This is a genomic window from Simiduia curdlanivorans (assembly GCF_030409605.1).
GTDB classification, from domain to species: Bacteria; Pseudomonadota; Gammaproteobacteria; order Pseudomonadales; family Cellvibrionaceae; genus Simiduia; species Simiduia curdlanivorans.
Map to the genome: position 1 here is coordinate 158,840 of NZ_JAUFQG010000004.1, position 17,764 is coordinate 176,603.

Consider the following 17,764-nt stretch of genomic DNA (forward strand, 5'->3'; position numbering starts at 1 on the left):
CTCGCGTGGAGAAGCATTTTCAGAAAATTAGTGGGCTAATTCCCAACACACTCAAAAAAATAGACATTGAGCTTAAGGGGCGAAACTTAATCATCACAGGTGGCAACGGCTCCGGAAAAACCTGCCTTCTGCGGGAGCTTCATCGAAAGGCCGAACTATTGATAGTACAAAAGAGAATGGCTGATTTAGAGCAGATTCGGACTCATCACAATAACTTCAAGAATTTATTGGCTTCGGAAACAAAAGGCTCTAGCCAATATGATCGAACCCAGAAGAACTTGGATAGCTACCGAAATCAACTCGATGAAATAGAGTCTGGTCTGAAACTAGATATAAACAATAGTATAGAATTTTCTGCCAACTTAGGTGAACGAACAGCTGTGCTTAAAATGTTCGAAGCAAAGAGAACCTCTTCAATTGCACATGCTGACACTGCGAAGGGGATAGACACAGAAAAGCAACAAGCAGCGTCGAACAAAACGCACAATCAAAGTTTTGGTAATAGCTTGGAGCAGCACCTTGTCAACTTGAGAAACAGGAGATCTTTAGCAATAACTGAAGACAAAAATGAGTCCCTAGCACAAAATATATCTAGCTGGTTTATGGGTTTTGAGAAAAACCTACAAATTTTGCTTGAAGATAAAACAGCAAAGCTAAATTTCAATTCAAACACGCTGAAATTCACCATAGCTCAAGAAGGAAAACCAGAGTATACATTCCAGTCACTATCTTCAGGGTATCAAGCTATTTTTGAAATATATGCTGACTTATTAATGCGCACCGAGTACTTCGAAATAACCCCAGAAAATCTGACAGGGGTTGTTTTTATCGATGAAATTGATGCTCACCTGCACGTATCTTTGCAACGCTTGATCTTTCCATTTTTCACGAAGTCATTTCCAAATGTACAATTTTTAGTCACAACACACTCACCTTTTGTGCTTACATCTGCTGAGGACACGGTAATATTTGACCTAACAAGGAACTCTCAGGTTGACGAGGACATTTCGATGTACTCATACTCAGCAATCATTCAGGGGTTACTCGGAGCTAAGCCAACATCCTTATTACTGGAAGAATCGATAAATGAAATTGCAGAGATCATTAACTCAGATAATATCGACTATTCAAGGCTAGAAATTTTGGTAAACAAATTGAAACCTAATGAAGATAAACTTGATAGCAAATCAAAATCCTTCTTCTTGATGGGCGAAAATGCCCTTCTAGATAAGGAGTCATAAGTGTTCAAAGTCGTAAGAACAGGTGAGCCTCCCGAGTGCTTGGCAAATAACCAATACAATAGCCCTGAAATCGTCCAACGCTTACGCGAAATGTTCCATGGCAAGTGCTATTTGTGTGAACAAGCAGATTTATCAGCACCAGAAATAGAACACTTCGAACCCCATGAAGGCGATGACGGTTTGAAGTATGAATGGAATAATCTTTACTTTGCATGCTCTCGCTGCAACAGCGTAAAGAGCAATACCCACAGGAACCTTCTAGATTGTTGCTCTGATGAAATAGATGTAGTCAGAACCATTAAGTGCCTACCTCCTACCATGCCAGATGCACCAGTTCAAATATCTGCCGCAGACCATGTAGAAGACCTCAGAGTCATCAATACAGTTGAGCTGCTACACAAGTGCTTTAACGAAAGCAACACAGCAATAAGAGGTATAACAAGGGAAGTCCTTGTAGAGAAGCTGTTTGACTATCTAATAGATCTTTTGACCCATAGGCGCACTATAGTAAATAGGCGAACAACGCCTCACGAAAAGCAACATGCGCAAGAAAGAATCGAAGTTATGATCCAAGATAATTTTGAGTTTTCAGCTTTCTGGCGTTGGTACGTACTGAGTGACACAGTACTAAGAGAACGCTTAAGTGACGCTATAAATTTTTAAGATCGATAGGGTCGGATTCGATAGGGTCAGTGTCGTTAATTTAGAATCTATCGAGGGAATCTATTGGGGTCAGATTGAAATTAGGCTCGTCAATCAGAAGTTTTAGGGGAAGATCAGAGCAAAAATTAAATTTTTTAGAACGCTTGCAATTAGATCTAGCCAACAAGGATCGATGGGGTCAGTGTCATTCATTTTACACGACACATAAAAATTCAGATATTTTTGATTAATGTAAAAACTTTGACGTCGGGGTCATACGAGGCATCAGAAGTTTCGAGGTCAGGCCGCACATATCATAGAACTATAAAATGTGTGACCAGTACTCGATATCTTCCAGTGAATTGAAAACTATTTAGCAGGCGCTTTACTGGCAGCGACCTTAAGCGCTAGCATGCGGGCGTTTAGTCGGAGTTTTGCTCTATCTATTTTAGCCAACAGGGCTTTTGCCTCTTCCAAAGTCTGCACCCCTTTGGTGTCTTTCGGCACATTACTCTTCATCATCAGAGTCTCCATGTTTTTCCAGCCGCTTAGCCTTAAGTTCATCGAACTGACCGCTCAGAATAAGTTCAGGATCTTCTACGTCCTTAATGGATTGCTGCCATTTCTTTAGTTTGGGTTTAGCCTTTTCAAGCCGAGCCTTTGCTTCTGCCAACTTCTTCTCATGGTTCATGTTGTTTATACCTCAAGCTTCATTGAACAGTAACTGGGCATGCGTTTACTCTGCGACTCAACATAAGAAAACCCGTACTGGTCATAGAGATCTATAACGGCCTTATTGATAGGGCGCATGATTCGAATTTCATTAGCGCCAAGTAGTATACCGTACATCTGCGCCGCATAGGTTACGACCTCCAGCGCTTTCGTTTTACCTTTGTGCAGGCTTATGGGGGTACCTTCGATAAGGTCAATTTTAAGTTGAGTTTTGACTTGACTGGGCATGCCGTAGCTAAGACCGATGAGATTGCTGCCGTCTTTAATTCTCAAATCGAACCGTTTGAAGCGACTTTTGGCACTGTAATACTTGTAAGCGGAGCGCCAATTTATTAAGTCTCTGCCTTTGTTGGGGTCAATGCTATCCCACTTATCGGCTGTAACGGCGTCCTGCTCCGATATACTTCCAAACTGTAAACCAGGAAAATTGGCCGCCAAGTCAGTATAAAGTAGACCTCTAAGGCTCTTGTAGAACTTTGTAATCTCGCGGAACTCTAGCTCGGAGAAATCCATATCTCTTGCTGATTGCATAACACACCCCTTTATGGAAATTAAGGAATATTAGCTGAGGACAATGAATACTAGCCACTAACTGGTACGGCGGTTTACTAATTGAAAAAACGACCACTTGATTCAGAGAGGTTATTAAGGAAATATCTCTAACTTCTTACTACCCACTAAATTTTTTTGTCCATTAGGGGCAGCGCCCAATAGATAATATGAATAACGTAAAACTATTTAAATCACTTTGTTTAGTGAGTTTGGTCGCCGCTAGTACAGCCTGCGCTTCCGACAAAGAAGAGTTGATCGCAGCGTCAGCACAGTATTGTGCATTTTATGACTCGAAAACCTGGGGGGATTCCGATGATACTTACGAAATTTACAACCTGATTGCAACCAAGCAGCAAAACGAAATCTCCAACGCTGAATTCAAGGACTTAATGGCAACAACGGACATTAGTAGTTTTGCATCCTTCTATGCCAGCGTTCGAGAAAAAATTGAACGAGCAACCGGTAAACCATGGGATTGTGATGATTTTGATCACTTTTACATGCCCTCCCAAAAGTTAATTTCTATCTCACTAAACGGCTTGAACCAAAGGCGAGTAGACCCTAACGCCGAAAATGTCATCGTAATATCAGTTTCACATGCAGGAGATATACTCATTGCAGGAGCGCCACTAAGTACAACTGACCTAAATGACATAACTAAAGGTGTACAAGCAAGAATTGCTGGCAGGGATATCGATTCCCTCGATTTTGTAATTTATTTTGATGAAGGTTCACGCGGCGAGATGATACCACTGATTTTTACCGCTCTTACGAATTTAGACGTACAGAATATTAGCTTAATTGACTATTAACATTTGAGCTATGCAATCGAAATTTTGAGTCAGAAAGTAATCCCTATGGAATTTAATCCTGCAACACATACTGAGCAAGCTGTGCAATAAGCTTGGGGGACTCGCTATTGTACCCGCCACTTGTCAGCACTACGGTGGGCACGCCAAGCGCACGCAGAGCATCTACAACAAACCGGTCGCGCTCGATAACTGCGGAAGGGCTTAGACCCAGCCGGCCTACGCCATCACCTAACACAACATCTGTACCGGCATTATAAAAGACCAATGCAGGACGAGGACTCTGTTCGACAAAACGCGGCAATTCTGTTTTCAGAATTTCTAAATAGGCAGCATCATCAGTGCAATTTTTTAAGGGAAGCATAAACGGCAAATCTTTCTGATGAAGCCCCGGGTAGACCTGAAAGTTATACATATCGAACACGGACAGTTTCGTCTGTTGAGACAGGCAATCCTCAAACCCATTGCCTCGGTGTGCATCCAAATCGATCAGCCAGATTTCATCATCACAAGATAAAAGCTTCTTGGCGATGGCATCTGCCACGGCAATTGCCGCATCGGAGAAAAAACAAAAGCCTTCACCTCGATCAGCAAAAGCATGGTGAAAGCCGCCACCTAGGTTAAGCGCCATCCCCTTCTGTTCCAGAGCCCAACGCACGGCCTGCAACGTTCCTTCGCATGCCCATTTCGCAGGTTCGACTAACCGGCGTTGCAGCACACCCGCCGGCACCCAGCGCAATAACGAAACCTCCAATACGCTAGCAATACGATCGGCCTTACTCAGAGATTCCAAATAAGAGCGATCATGCACCCTAAGCAAGGCCTCGACACTGACAGGCCCCTCTGGTGCACGGGGCGATACACGCTGGCCAGCCGACTGCTCAAGCAGACGCAAGGCTATAGAGTACTTACGCCCTTCGAACGGGTGCAAGCAGCTAAGTAGCCCTAAGCTGTAATCGTATTCAGGACTGTAAAAAAAAGTACTTTGCATTAAAAAATCGATTGGCTTTTTATTTGCAGAGCATACGTCAACACGTCATTTGGCGTCCACATTTGGATGTAATTCCCCATAAACCGAACTTTAAGCAACCACTGCATCCCCGTGTTAGAGACATAATCACTAATTTTGATACTGGGCGAGCGATTGGACGCTAATCCAGACCCAGCTTCTAGCGCCATAGCTGTAACCGTAGAACAGTTTGACTTGAGCATATTGTACTGCTCAGATTTATCCTTAAACGCCTGCCAGAAAGCCTTAATAGCTTTTTCATCCAAATTGTCCAGCATCACTTTGACATCGGCTTCTCTGCGCTCAATCTTGCGATCAACCGCGTAGCTAGAAGGATAGGCTGCATCGTGCATCTCACCTATTTTTACGTCCTTTTTAGCGTTTGCAGCCCCTTTTGGCCAAAAACTGATATAGACACCATCAACATCAAGCGAAGCATGGCCCACCTCTGATGGAGAGTTTTTCCACACGTATAGAGTCACCGCCATATTTACTGTCCTTAGATTTAATATGAAAAACGGATCATAACCTTAGTTGGCATTTCGTCAGAAGTAATTTGAAAATTTGACTGCAAATTTGGAACGGGCGAACCGGCTTATTCAGCACACAAAAACAACAATGCGAAAGTACGGCTTGGTCCGTGTAAAAACTGAAACACTGCTACGCAACCTAACAACTCGGAGACAAATTATTTATTTCCAAGCCCGAGGTTACGATATCCAATCCACTCACCTTCCGCAGCTGACGTAGTTAGGGGCCAAACTTAAGCGAGCTACGCAGACCATCGCTCATCGCACGCCATCCCACCGTTAGGCTCGAAATTAAGAATGGGTAAACTGTCCTCGATATCCCTTCCTATACCCGCGCATAGAGTGATCGGCCGCTAGTCCTTCTGGATTCGTCGAGCCCATTAACGCGCTACGTACTCAGTCACGTCCCAGACAGGAACCTGAAGAAAGTCGCCAAGTCGTGCGACATCCATTTGTGCTCGACGCTGGCCACCGTGATCAACCACATTGAGCCGATCACCATTTTGCAGAACCAAATTAATTTCATAGCTTTCATAGCCGCCGTGACCATGGCCGTCAGTGTCTGTTTCAGCACAGAATTCAAAAAGCAGTTGAATAGCATGAATCTCGCTTAGCCGGCAGCGCTCAAACCGACCGGGAATATCGCACAATCGCTTAATATCTTGCCATGCGTTAAGCTCTCGCGACGCAGTGATTGCCGCAAGTGGTGCCTTAGGGTCGCCCCAGCCCTTCCAATAATAACCGCACTTTCGGTCAAAAATTCGCGGCTTACGCAGAGCTCGAACACCAAAAAAACCCACGGCAGAAAAGACACTTCCAAACAACAACGACATAACCGTCACAACTGAAAATTGCAGCTTCATCACACCGTTCCAAAGGGTGATGGAGACGGCGCAGACTCCAATCAATAGAAAAACACCAAGAAGTAACTGAGCGCCCATACTGGCTTGAAAGCAAACCCGATGAGAATCTAACTGCCGCAATTTATGGCTGACTAAATTACTGCCCCCAGCCACCAGTGGCGTCCAGCCAGTGCGCAGCGCAACTTCATCATTAAACACACTGAGATCAAGCCGGTCCTGTTCAGCAAAAGCTCTCCACTTATCACGCATTTTTTTCAACATAGCCGATCCTGTTACCGCTTAACCCAATAAAAAATATGGAATTTATGTGGGTAGATTAATTTAAAAGCGTCGTTCCAAACGGGGTAAATTCGAGCTCTTTTTAAAGACGATAGCGCATATCAAATACTGATGATAGATAACAAGATTTATTGGGGTAAGATGAAAATAAAAGGCACGTCATTCATCATAAATTTTTATCTGACCAGAATGGCACTTACAACTTGCATAAAAATAGAATAAACAATCCACCAATGAAATGAACAAGGTAAATCTATGCTGCTGTTTTCGGCATTTCTTTAAGCATAGCTATACCAAAAATTAAAAACCAAAGAATCTGACCCAATCCAAAAATAGCGGTTGTAGCCTCAAAAAATGGATTGGATGATAGAAATGAAAGGCCAGAAAACAGCGTTAGAACCCCTGCTGTACCAACTAATAGACCCCAGGAATGGAGCAGAGGGCTGTATATTTTACTTTTTAAGCCTACATAACTTATTGCCAATACCCATACAGCACCAACCAATTCGATACCACCACCCAAGGCATCGACGATGATATAAATACTCCGGTTAATCACGAGAGCTTGTTCAGGGTTTAACGCATGATATTTCGCTAACGCTTCTAGGCTTGCAAGAAAAATCAGGCTACTAGCAAGAACAATACACACCCAAAGATAGCCAACAACGGCCGTAAACTTCATAAGCTCTGGCGCCGCCCGCCAGAAGCGATGGTAGGTAGACTGCACCAAAACAATCAACGAAAAACTAAATAGCACGCCAATGATGAGATAGCCTACGAAAAACGTATCCCTGTTCAGCAGTACAAACTCCAAATAGTGTTCGGGTGTTTCGTATCCGCTTGAATCCAAAACGCCAAAAAACAAAACAAATCCAAATATATAGGTAAAAGCCTCTACAATTGCGGCTACCCCACCCCATTTTTGTATAGACACTGGCAGTTCCTTTTTTACTGAATATTGAACGTGTTCTGCCAATAGCTTAATGGCAAGCCTACTGGAAGTATTTAACTACAAATGTATTTTCGCTTAAAGACAGAATAACACGACGAGCTTAGCCAATTTATGGGGACCGGATGAAAATAAAGGCACGTCAATCATCGTTACTTCTTATCTGACCCTCATTTTACTTTATACAGCAACTAAAATATCAAGCGCCAATATCTTAGTTTTAATGCCAACCTTGACGCCAAATCTCCATTTTTTTACTGCGCATGGCTATACTTGATGGCCCGAGCATATGACAAGGAATGCTTTCATGCCCAGATACAGATGTGAGCAACACCGTTTCGAATCAGACTTTCTATTTCGCTGTGGAAATATTGATCGCAGTACAGACTGGGCGCCCAAAAACCCGCGTTTAGCACAACGTTTCTATGAGATTTTACGCTCAGATGACATGATGCGTATCGCCGCCGAAATGAGTGATAGCCTGATGACACATTCATTAGAGTCGTCGAAGGATAGCCCTTATATATCGACTGCATCCTGCCCTCATTGCCTGCTAGCAACGGAGGATGACGAGGTTCAAGCTATTATGGCTCGCTACGAATATCGTCTATACAGTTTTTTACTTCCCGTCACTGGCGGCAAAAGGGCTTTCTCCTTAGCGATGACGGGGGATACTGTAGGTGGTCATGAAACCGAGCAGTTGGTAATCACATTCCCGGGAACTTCGTTACTGGACTACTGGACAGGAGGGTTTATCGCACCCGAGCAGGCTGGGCCAAATTGGCCCATGGATGACAAATCTAAAAGTTAGGAGGGTCAGATAAGAACTAAGGCGCGCCTATTGTCATTAATTCTTATCTGACCCCGTCTTCATCCGAAAGTTTGACCGCCAATTTGGAGCGGGCGAATCGACTAAATTTAGCTGCTAAGCCACAGAGATTACACATTTATTGGGGTCAGCTGAAAATTAAGGCACGTCGATCGACAGTAATTCTTATTTGACTCCGCTTTCGCTGCTTTTATTTCACGGGTAGCCACAAACCTATAGACAGTCAAATAGGAGCGGGATCAGCTTCGACCTCATGCGTTGACACTACAATGAATGAATAGCAAGCTCCATTTCAACCAACGCTTAATTGCTAGGTACTCAGTAAACCAAGCGCATAACTCCCCCTAGCTAATGCGCCAAAGTTGTCGGTAAAAAATGCTTCAACCGAACTGACCTCGATGGATTCAATGGTTTTTTTAACAACGGGAACACCCACTTTCTCCATCATATTGCTCACCAGTATTCTCCCAGCGCTATCAACAGCGAGAACGGCGCCCAAATGCATATTGTAGGGTAGGTCCGCTGAGCTGGTATTGAGGCATATAATGCCTTGGCCTATCCCAGGCAAGCTACCCTTAAAATCGTAGTCGGTAACGCCACTTGCTTGCTTATGAAAATTTTCAGTGAGCGACACATTGAATGTCTTTCCGTTACCAAAGGTGGCATAAACATTCGGCGCCCTGGTTTGACCGGGCTTCCACTCAGGGCACACCCCACCATGGATGGATTGAATGATATATTCCGCCGACTCAATGCAGCTGGCTGGTATTTGATGCTTGTAGCGAATATAGCCTCTTGCGCTAACTTCTACGAATAGTGACACACTAGTCCATGGCATTAGGTTTTCCTCTTTTAGTTATGCCCGCTTCATTGGGGGCGGATCGATCATCGCTATAACAACCGAAATTCACTCACCCCAATCTCCAGATTTCCCGCTAAGCTTGATGAGCCTTATAGTCTTCGATCAACCGTACAACCCCTTGCCTTGTCTTTGCGATTGAAGAAATATAGCGAACGATACTGCTGGGTATACCTTCAAAGAGATCAGCGCAGGCATTGATGTCAAAGTTGTCGCCGGGGTCGGGAATGTTCGCCCCTTTGTTGATTACACGGGTACTAACAACTGCTTCGAACGTAGGGGCAGTGGCGACGCGATCAAATAAATTTGCCTTGGCTGGGTCAATGCCTTGCCATTTTAGTAGGGTCGCTAAGATTGAGGTGTGATCGAAAGGATAGTTCGAATCCAGCGGTTCGCGAAAAACAGTCCCTTCCGGTACCTGCGGCGAAATTAGCAGCGTGGGTACCCTTACGCCGTAGAGGTTAAATTTGAATGATGAGTTGCGGCTTTGCTCGTCGCCCGGATTAACTGCACCCCACGCTGGCGCATGGTGATCATAGGTGCCACCGTGCTCATCGAAGGTGACAATCAATAGCGTTCTCTCCCAAGCATTGGGGTTAGATTTCAACGCGGTATAGATATTATGTAACAGTTTTTCGCCATACCTTACATCGGTGGGCGGGTGGTAATCGTTACCTTGTCGCATCGTGTGAGGGCCAGCCCCGTAGCCCCACTTGGGCTCAATGTAGGAAAAGGCCGGTAGATTTCCGGCTTGAGCGCGCGCGTAAAACCCCAGATCGGGCGCATCTATTTTGCGTATGTTTAAAAGTGATTTATCCACCGTATTCATACTTGGAAAAGTGTATTGGGTGAAGCATTGATTGTCGTGCCACGTTTCGTGGAAGTAGATACCCATCTCGGTCTTTTTGGTCGCCAGTGCATTCCATATCGTGGGGGTTTTAAATTGCTCAAGTGCCATAATGTTTTTGTTTTCTAGCCGCCCAAGCGACGTGCCACAGAGCGCGAATGCGCGGTTCGGATTAGTTTGAGTTGGCATTGAGCTGTACCAGCGATCACAAACGGCGTACTGTTTTGCAAGGCCATTTAGCACCGGAAGTTCTGATGGCGTGTAGGTTTCAGTTATCTGTAATGTTTCACTCCAGGTGTCGTCGTCGGCATCAAAATCTTGCAGGAAACCCTGCATAAGAGCGGGCTTGGCCGCTTGAGGCGGCACTTTTACGGTGTGCTCTGCATCGCCGAATAGCTGATTCATAACATTTGGGTAAGCTTCGTTCGGATCTAGATTCGGCACGGTAAAACCATTTTTCCCCACGCCCCTTTTTATGGGGTAGTAAGTAACTGGACTCCAGTAGTGCGGCTTAAGTGGCAGCTTATAGGTATTCTCTCTTAAACCGTCGTATTGCGGTCCGTGAGGAATAGGTGGAATCATATTTTTTGGGGGCTTGTCGTATAACCAGCCCAGTAAATTGTCGAGCGATCGGTTTTCAAACATCACGTAGACGATGTGATCGATGTTGGGCAGGATGCGGGTTTCTTCGGGGTGAGGAGGCGTGGGCTCTGTCATGTCTACCTATCCTTGTATGGTTGACGTGAACGATCTAGGGCGTTAACTAATAGCGTTTGGTCTAGAAAAATGCAAACCCTATCGTCTTGATTGTAATTATCACGGCGACTTAATGAGTTCAGATGAAACTTATGGCGCGTCAATCGTCATTAAGTCTTATCTCACACGCTTTCCCTACAACCAGCTCCCTCGTTGCAAAATTGTAACGGGTTGCGAATAAGATACTTGTTTAGCTGCTTTGCCGAACAAGCATTAGGGTTTTCACTGCATGATGCCCACACACAACAGAACCAGCCAGGCACTAGGCCAGCCGGTTGTTCGATAAGGCGACCTTATCAATACTATAAAATGGGCTCTACTCCTAGGCCGAGACCTAAACACCCAGTCATCTTATCTGGACGACGCAGGACGAAATGGCAAATGATAGACAGAAAGCAAATATGACTCCAAGCACGCGCGCAAAAACTGTGCTAAATATACACGCTCTTGACACCATATTCATTGAGTGAAAACCTCTATCTTTTTATTCTCACGATTATAGGGAAATAATATGAGCAGCATAGCTGACACCATCAATAGCTTAATGTCATCTCATCTAGCGGGATTTATTATTGGCCTAGTTTCCAGCTTGTTCGCCACATACATCTATAAATATTGGTCAAAGTATAATGCGTGGAGAGACTATCGCTCGCTACTAGGCACATGGGTAGAGTCCAATAACCTGCTGGAAGATAGGCCATTTTCAATCTGTCAGTTCACTGTAGGCAAAGGAGGCATTCTTCATTTTGAGGGTTACAGTTATGACAATAGCGGCCATACGTATTACAAGTGGTGGTCCGTCGCATTGCACATCGACGATAGAAGCAATCGAATTTCTTACGTATATGAAACGCACAAAGTTGGAGAAATGATTAAGGATGAAGGCTTTGGTTGTATTTTCCTGAGAAAATTCGAATCAGCAGCTGATTGGGTTATCGAGCGAGGCTATTTTCTAGACTTATCGGAAGCAAAAGCGCGAGAGGCGAGAATGGTGAAATTCGAATCGGTGGCAAAGGCATTAAAGCTAGACCTTAAACCATCTGATGATAGCGACAGAAAATTTCTCATTGAAAGATTACTGAAGGAGAAAAAATCGCCCAAGATACAATCTATACTCGGTTGGTAGGTACCCCCCTTAATCATGGAGTCGACTATGGATAAATACTTGAAAGCGGCGCTGGAAGAGGCCTATAAAGGGCTATCCGAAGGAGGCATTCCAATCGGGTCTGTCTTGGTTTTAGATGGCAAAATAATAGCGCGCGGGCATAACAGAAGAATTCAAAATGGCAGCGCCATTTTACATGCTGAAATGGATTGCCTTGAACGTGCAGGAAGACTGACAGCCGAAGAATACAAAAAATGCACACTCTACTCAACACTTTCACCCTGCGACATGTGCAGCGGCGCCTCTCTTCTATATAAAATCCCGAAAATTGTTATTGGTGAAAATGTAAACTTTCAGGGACCAGAAGACCATCTGCGCGCCAGAGGGGTGGAAACGATTGTGATAAATGATGGTGAATGCATTGAATTGATGCGCAAGTTTATCGAGAATAATCCAACACTATGGAATGAAGACATTGGTGAATAGAGGCAGCCGGAACTAAGACAGAAAATGACAGGTAAATCTTAATTCGCTCAGAGGGACTAACTCAGATGGCACCAAGTTATTCTCGCTTCGGGTTTAGATGTCAGATGCAGACATCCGCAAAGAGCAACTCGGCTGCGGAGGTCATTAATAACAGATGGAAAATCTATGGCACCTACTAATCTCATCAATTACATGGAATGTCGCATCTAACGTATGAACACATCCTCAAAAGTATTAACGTCTATTTACTTAGTACTGGTAATTTTTCTAGCCTGGGCCGCTAAAGAACCCAACCCATATTCGACACGACTGCAAGTTTCACCACCGCTTGAAATTTACCACTGGCACTACCCAGCAACCTTTGCAGTAGCAGGCATGGTAGCCATATTACTTTTAAGCCCGTGGCGTGAAGGTCATTCATTTATTAGGTCGCTAATCGCTTTCGTCATATTTTTCACACTATTTTGGCTATTGGCATTAGGTGCAATGCACTCGGCACCAGCACATGGTCACCTAATTCAAATTTCTTTTATAATATCGCTATCTCTACTTTTCTACTGTGGATACGCTTTAGGTCGATCTCGGTCATGCACACAACTTCACTAAACTTTAAGATAATCCACCACGCAGACGTGGAACTACAAATGGATGCTATCTATTCCTTGCTGGGCGCCTGGCGTATGAACGGCCAGGTTCTGGGCGACCAGTTCCCTACGGCTAGAACTGAATCTGGTTATCGGCTCTATGTGAATACACCCGAAGCTGATTCGCTTTCGAACCTCAATCTGAACTCGCACGTTAGAAAATACACCGAAGCACTATTAGACGCAGGTCTATCTACACCGGAAATTTCGCCTGTAGGAACTGAACCTCAATGTGTAGGCGTTTGCTCCTGTGTTAAACCTGAGTTTTACATCTTATACACTACCCACTTAGCGCTGGAATCACCCTTGCGGTGTGGCGGGTGCTTCAAATCAATTCCATTGTATAGGCTCCAAAAAGCTGACGAAGACAATTATCAAGATATCATCAACTGGCAAGCAGACTATCAATCTTGCGACGACCTGCAAATGGGATGTCGCGTGGGTGAACGTTTTGCCAACAGCCAGATGAGTAATTTCAACTCGCCTTTAAGCCGCATGGGGCTCGATGTCTGCGATTCTATTAGCGGTAAAACGGATACGCCTACTTATTACTATTTATATCGATGGGTGGCTAAAAGCTACGAAAACGAAGTTTCTCGAAAGTGCCCTAAATGTGAAGGCGCATGGCGCCGACAGCAACCTTTGCACGATACATTCGATTTTGTCTGTGACAAATGTAAATTAGTTTCAAATATTGCATGGAGGGTGAGGTAAAACCATGGTTAACACCCTCGTCTTTGGCAATTCAGGCTCGGGCAAATCCACTCTAGCTAAAAAGATAAGCGCCGAGCAGAATGCTGCACATCTAGACTTAGACACAGTCGCTTGGCAAGCAACTGTGCCGCCAACGCGAACGCCGATTTCCGAATCGAAAGCTAAAATTGGTAGTTTTATCGAAGCCAATGGTCACTGGGTGATTGAAGGTTGTTATGCCGATTTGCTGGCCTTGGCGCAAGGCAGTGCCGAGAAAATTATTTTCTTAGATTTACCCGTTGCAGACTGCATTGCCAACGCCAGAAATCGCCCGTGGGAACCACACAAATATGAAAGCAAAGCCGCGCAAGATGCTAACTTGGCCATGCTTATTGACTGGATTTCCCAATACCCAACAAGAACCGACACCTTTTCACGGCAAGCTCACCTAAACCTGTACGAAGCCTTCACTGGTGAAAAAGAGCAGCGCAGGTCGAACGGCTAAGATAGCGCTCAGTAGCGCCTTGCTCATTCGCCAATAAAAAATGAAAAAATATTATGGCTTAATGACTCTTACCCGCGCTAATTAGACAGTATCACCATTCAATATCGTCTGTTTTTATCGAACTGAAATTAATCGACGGAACGGACGCGGCATTTGGCATACCTATCCCCCCCGGCCCGCTGAAACTTTGGGCCGAACCACCAGAAGCGGAGGCAACCGCCTGAAAACCTAACCCTGGAGGGTAAGGCGTAGCCGGTAAGTTTGCTGCAGCTCGAATATTGGCTGTTTGATGTGGAGTTTCAACGCCAAAATTGTCCTTTAAGCTGGACGGGGTACACATAGTATTAATATTCACCCCGGCTTGGGTTGGCATGTGTTTCATCATTGCCCAAGCGGCAACAATAGTGCCGGTTCGACCCTCCCCGAATCCACAGTGCACGAGCGTTGCACCTCTTCTTCTATTTGCCTCGATAATATCCGCCGCCGTCTTAAGTTGCTGGGGTGAGGCGGCGTGATAATCCTCAATGCGAAAATGGTAGTAGGCAATGCCATAGGTTGCCAACAGGGTTTTGGAGTGATCCGGTAGCTCGTATTGATTCGAGCTGATGACACAGCTAATGCCTTTCTTCTTTAAAAAATCAGCCTGTAAAAAACTAATATCATGAGACTCATCTTTCCCGGAATAATTAGGCTGCGCTGAGCGCGCCAAAACGCCAGGCAGAACCCACTGAAAGTTACGAAATCCACGGTCCGTAGTGAGATGACTTTGATAGGTGTTCAAGCCGTGTATGGTCATGTTTGCGACTCCAAAATAAAGGGCTTTGACTACATTCAGCAGCCTTACCTTGGAATACGAAGCATTGGCAAGAAAAGTTGCAGTGATAATCGGATAAAAGACAGGTTAAACAAATCTTAAACTGCGCATGCATCCATTGGTCATTTTTTAGCCATTTGGTGAGTTAGAGGGGTACAGCAACGGAAATCTTGGCCTTAGCTAACTTTGAGCCAAAAACGCCGGAGCTTTCGAAGACTTGCTCGACACGACGTCAGTCACCTCATAACATGCCAACTCCTCGCGACAAAACGAATCTTGCGTCAAACTTTTATCCAGCACACCCCTCATTTCTAATTGGAAGGCTAATTAGAATTTTGCGCCAACGGCTAGCAACGTGCAGTAGATCTAATGCGACTTCCCAACCGAAAGCAGCGCTCGACTTTCACTAGCTCTTAGTTCCATTCACTATCAAATGCCTTGGTCTAGGTAGCGTTAATTTACGAGGTGTACGTGCGCCTTATCTGCAGCGGCCAGCGCAACGCAATAATTAGCCAGACTAATGAAAACACCACGGGAAATGAAAAGTAATGCACGTATTCAGTACCGGAGAGCGTTAACTCAGCAGTTGCTAAACCGGCTATCAACCCTGCTAACATAGGCGCCCAATAATTGTGCGTGTACTCTATTTTGCAATTTGGGCAGATAACGGTGGGCCTATCCCACAAGGGAAAAGCCTCCTTCCTACTTACGTTAAACGCTGCTGCGCACTTAACACATTTCACAACAAACCTCCTCGCCGAATACCCCATTAAGTACTCTCATCAATACAACACTCGTCCTGCAAGAAACCAATGACCGCGTTGAGTGTTTCATATTCTGCAACACAATAGAGTGTGCGACTTTCGCGTCGTTGAGAAATAAGGCCTGCTGATACCAAGCTGGAGATATGGTGCGACAAAGTGGAGCTGGGGATTGCCAACTTTTCTTGTAAGCCGCCAACCGCGATGCCCTGGTGCCCCGCTTTAACAACACGCTTGTAAATCGCCAAGCGCGTCGTGTGGCCAAGCTCTTTTAACACCTTGGCAATGTCATCAACTTTCATCAGGGCCACTCCTCATACGTATATACCTTCCAATATTATTTCGATATTACTAGAAATAACTTGACTAGGCCATCGCAGCGCCATTATATTTCGAACATTCTAGAAATATGGATTGTTATCATGCAACCTCACCCAATGCTCACCGAAACCTTAACCATGTTCATGTTCATAGCCGTTGAACTCACCGCTCTATTCCTGCTGATTAGCTACTTGGTAGGCGTGCTTCAAGCCTATATACCGGCTGCGAAAATTCAGAGCATACTCAGCGGCAACAAGGGTAAAGGTTACTTTGTGGCGGGTTTTTTAGGCGCCATTACACCCTTTTGTTCCTGCTCAACCATTCCCTTCCTAAAAGGATTGCTACGCGCCAGGGCCAACTTCGGCAGCATGATGGTATTTTTATTTGCCAGCCCGCTATTAAATCCCACTATTATCGGGTTACTGGTGTTTACCTTTGGTTTAGAGATCGCACTTTTCTATTTCGCGGTATCCATGACCGTGGCGGTAATTGCGGGCTATTTACTCGATAGCTTTGGATTTGCACGCTACATCAGGCCAGAGGCTTATATCGAACCGAGTTCGTGCGGCAAAAAAGATTCATGCTGTGGTGAAGCGCCAGTCATAAATAAGTGGAAAAAAATATGGCTAGTTACCTGGCTCGATTTTAAAAAAGTGCTGCCCTACCTATTTATCGGTATCGCTATTGGTTCTGTGATTTATGGCTACATGCCCACGGAACTGGTGGCACGGCTGGCCAGCGATAGTAACCCTTTGGCCATTCCGGTATCTGCAGTGATTGGTATTCCACTGTATATTCGGGCAGAGGCGCTCATTCCACTAAGCGCCGCCTTGGCAAGTAAAGGCATGGGGTTAGGCGCAATAATGGCACTGATCATTGGCAGTGCTGGCGCCAGTTTAACGGAAGTTATTTTACTGAAGTCCCTGTTTAAGCATCAGATGATTGTGGCCTTTCTCGGTGTGGTTTTATCCATGGCCATTGGCGCAGGTTATTTATATTCAGCGCTTTTTTAACCTCTGCCGCGCATGCACGAACAACATCTAATTGCCAACACCGATCATCGAGGCTAGCCCATGTTTAAACATTATTTTGAGCTTGTTAAATTTCTGACCATTGCCGGTAACATTGCTATATTCCTTATTTTGGCTAATAACAACCACTGGCAATTAGGTGTTTTGGAATGGTTTCTCGGTATGATTTTATCGAACGCCCCCATCCTACTTTACACGCCTTGGTTTAAACGCATGGCAGTAGACCTTCAAGGTTCGTGGGCCAACCTATTTTCCTATCTCTCGCCAATATTGGTTGGGGCTGGCGGTGTGCTTACCTATGGAATAATGATAAGCATCGACAACTTTGGCTTCTGGTTATACTTTCTTGTGCCCTTCGGCCAAGCCGTTGTTTTTAACATTTTATTAGCCTTTGCTATGCAAGCTATGTTGTGGAGCAGCACGCCAAGCCTATAGCAGTGAAAAAGCGTAAATCGTTCGTCAACGCTAGGCGTTTGTTTTTTTCAGAGACACCCGTCATGTCATAAA

At 44.9% G+C, this 17,764-nt stretch carries 21 protein-coding genes; 10 read left to right on the forward strand and 11 right to left on the reverse strand.

What is annotated here, in order from left to right; translation table 11 throughout:
* The first annotated feature begins 5 nt into the window (after positions 1–5).
* Positions 6–1,241, forward strand: a complete 1,236-nt coding sequence (locus tag QWY82_RS00950) for an AAA family ATPase (RefSeq protein WP_290259241.1) — start codon at positions 6–8, stop codon at positions 1,239–1,241.
* Positions 1,242–1,904, forward strand: a complete 663-nt coding sequence (locus QWY82_RS00955) for an HNH endonuclease (protein ID WP_290259242.1) — start codon at positions 1,242–1,244, stop codon at positions 1,902–1,904.
* 348 nt (positions 1,905–2,252) lie between these two features.
* Here the strand turns inward: QWY82_RS00955 and QWY82_RS00960 are convergent, their stop codons facing one another.
* Genes QWY82_RS00960 through QWY82_RS00970 form a run of 3 tightly spaced genes read right to left on the reverse strand, consistent with a single transcriptional unit; the run spans position 2,253 to position 3,146 of the window.
* A complete protein-coding gene (locus tag QWY82_RS00960; protein ID WP_290259243.1) occupies positions 2,253–2,405 on the reverse strand; it encodes a hypothetical protein in 153 nt (50 codons plus the stop codon).
* Complete coding sequence (locus tag QWY82_RS00965; RefSeq protein WP_290259244.1) at positions 2,392–2,574, reverse strand: hypothetical protein; 183 nt, start codon at positions 2,572–2,574, stop codon at positions 2,392–2,394. The genes QWY82_RS00960 and QWY82_RS00965 overlap by 14 nt, the downstream gene beginning before the upstream one ends.
* 5 nt (positions 2,575–2,579) lie before the next feature.
* Complete coding sequence (locus tag QWY82_RS00970) at positions 2,580–3,146, reverse strand: hypothetical protein (RefSeq protein ID WP_290259245.1); 567 nt, start codon at positions 3,144–3,146, stop codon at positions 2,580–2,582.
* A gap of 188 nt (positions 3,147–3,334) precedes the next feature.
* Between QWY82_RS00970 and QWY82_RS00975 the strand changes: the two genes are divergently transcribed.
* Positions 3,335–3,979, forward strand: coding sequence for a hypothetical protein (locus QWY82_RS00975; RefSeq protein ID WP_290259246.1), 645 nt, complete (start codon positions 3,335–3,337; stop codon positions 3,977–3,979).
* A 52-nt stretch (positions 3,980–4,031) separates the two neighbouring features.
* On the opposite strand, the gene QWY82_RS00980 is transcribed toward QWY82_RS00975, so the two are convergent.
* The 4 genes from QWY82_RS00980 to QWY82_RS00995 all read right to left on the reverse strand — a co-directional run bounded on the left by QWY82_RS00980 (position 4,032) and on the right by QWY82_RS00995 (position 7,591).
* On the reverse strand, positions 4,032–4,967 hold the full coding sequence (locus QWY82_RS00980; RefSeq protein WP_290259247.1) for a histone deacetylase family protein: 936 nt from the start codon (positions 4,965–4,967) through the stop codon (positions 4,032–4,034).
* A complete protein-coding gene (locus QWY82_RS00985) occupies positions 4,967–5,473 on the reverse strand; it encodes a hypothetical protein (RefSeq protein ID WP_290259248.1) in 507 nt (168 codons plus the stop codon). Before QWY82_RS00985 ends, QWY82_RS00980 begins: the two co-directional genes overlap by 1 nt.
* A gap of 422 nt (positions 5,474–5,895) precedes the next feature.
* The gene (locus QWY82_RS00990) at positions 5,896–6,627 is read right to left on the reverse strand and encodes a hypothetical protein (RefSeq protein ID WP_290259249.1); all 732 of its coding nucleotides are present in this window, start codon (positions 6,625–6,627) and stop codon (positions 5,896–5,898) included.
* A 283-nt stretch (positions 6,628–6,910) separates the two neighbouring features.
* On the reverse strand, positions 6,911–7,591 hold the full coding sequence (locus QWY82_RS00995; RefSeq protein ID WP_290259250.1) for a hypothetical protein: 681 nt from the start codon (positions 7,589–7,591) through the stop codon (positions 6,911–6,913).
* 322 nt (positions 7,592–7,913) lie between these two features.
* Here QWY82_RS00995 and QWY82_RS01000 point away from each other — a divergent pair, with 322 nt between their 5' ends.
* Positions 7,914–8,417, forward strand: a complete 504-nt coding sequence (locus QWY82_RS01000; protein WP_290259251.1) for a hypothetical protein — start codon at positions 7,914–7,916, stop codon at positions 8,415–8,417.
* A gap of 328 nt (positions 8,418–8,745) precedes the next feature.
* On the opposite strand, the gene QWY82_RS01005 is transcribed toward QWY82_RS01000, so the two are convergent.
* Together QWY82_RS01005 and QWY82_RS01010 are read right to left on the reverse strand one after the other, a co-directional pair.
* A complete protein-coding gene (locus QWY82_RS01005; RefSeq protein ID WP_290259252.1) occupies positions 8,746–9,273 on the reverse strand; it encodes a hypothetical protein in 528 nt (175 codons plus the stop codon).
* A gap of 97 nt (positions 9,274–9,370) precedes the next feature.
* Positions 9,371–10,858, reverse strand: coding sequence for an alkaline phosphatase family protein (locus tag QWY82_RS01010; protein WP_290259253.1), 1,488 nt, complete (start codon positions 10,856–10,858; stop codon positions 9,371–9,373).
* 550 nt (positions 10,859–11,408) lie between these two features.
* On the opposite strand from QWY82_RS01010, the gene QWY82_RS01015 reads away from it, so the two are divergent.
* The 4 genes from QWY82_RS01015 to QWY82_RS01030 all read left to right on the forward strand — a co-directional run bounded on the left by QWY82_RS01015 (position 11,409) and on the right by QWY82_RS01030 (position 14,330).
* The gene (locus tag QWY82_RS01015) at positions 11,409–12,023 is read left to right on the forward strand and encodes a hypothetical protein (protein ID WP_290259254.1); all 615 of its coding nucleotides are present in this window, start codon (positions 11,409–11,411) and stop codon (positions 12,021–12,023) included.
* A gap of 27 nt (positions 12,024–12,050) precedes the next feature.
* The gene (locus tag QWY82_RS01020; protein ID WP_290259255.1) at positions 12,051–12,488 is read left to right on the forward strand and encodes a nucleoside deaminase; all 438 of its coding nucleotides are present in this window, start codon (positions 12,051–12,053) and stop codon (positions 12,486–12,488) included.
* A 587-nt stretch (positions 12,489–13,075) separates the two neighbouring features.
* Entirely contained in the window at positions 13,076–13,846 is a 771-nt protein-coding gene (locus tag QWY82_RS01025) for a DUF2310 family Zn-ribbon-containing protein (RefSeq protein WP_290259256.1), read from the forward strand.
* A gap of 4 nt (positions 13,847–13,850) precedes the next feature.
* A complete protein-coding gene (locus QWY82_RS01030) occupies positions 13,851–14,330 on the forward strand; it encodes a P-loop NTPase family protein (protein ID WP_290259258.1) in 480 nt (159 codons plus the stop codon).
* Positions 14,331–14,421: 91 nt separating this feature from the next.
* Here QWY82_RS01030 and QWY82_RS01035 read toward each other — a convergent pair whose 3' ends face one another.
* Positions 14,422–15,126 carry a phosphatase domain-containing putative toxin gene (locus tag QWY82_RS01035; protein ID WP_290259259.1) on the reverse strand — a complete coding sequence of 235 codons (705 nt, stop codon included), beginning with the start codon at positions 15,124–15,126 and terminating at the stop codon, positions 14,422–14,424.
* Positions 15,127–15,913: 787 nt separating this feature from the next.
* Positions 15,914–16,207, reverse strand: a complete 294-nt coding sequence (locus QWY82_RS01040) for an ArsR/SmtB family transcription factor (protein ID WP_290259260.1) — start codon at positions 16,205–16,207, stop codon at positions 15,914–15,916.
* Positions 16,208–16,327: 120 nt separating this feature from the next.
* Between QWY82_RS01040 and QWY82_RS01045 the strand changes: the two genes are divergently transcribed.
* Positions 16,328–17,239 (forward strand): permease, encoded by a 912-nt coding sequence (locus tag QWY82_RS01045; protein ID WP_290259261.1) that lies wholly within the window; start codon positions 16,328–16,330, stop codon positions 17,237–17,239.
* A 60-nt stretch (positions 17,240–17,299) separates the two neighbouring features.
* Complete coding sequence (locus QWY82_RS01050) at positions 17,300–17,692, forward strand: hypothetical protein (RefSeq protein WP_290259262.1); 393 nt, start codon at positions 17,300–17,302, stop codon at positions 17,690–17,692.
* The last annotated feature ends 72 nt before the right edge of the window (positions 17,693–17,764 follow it).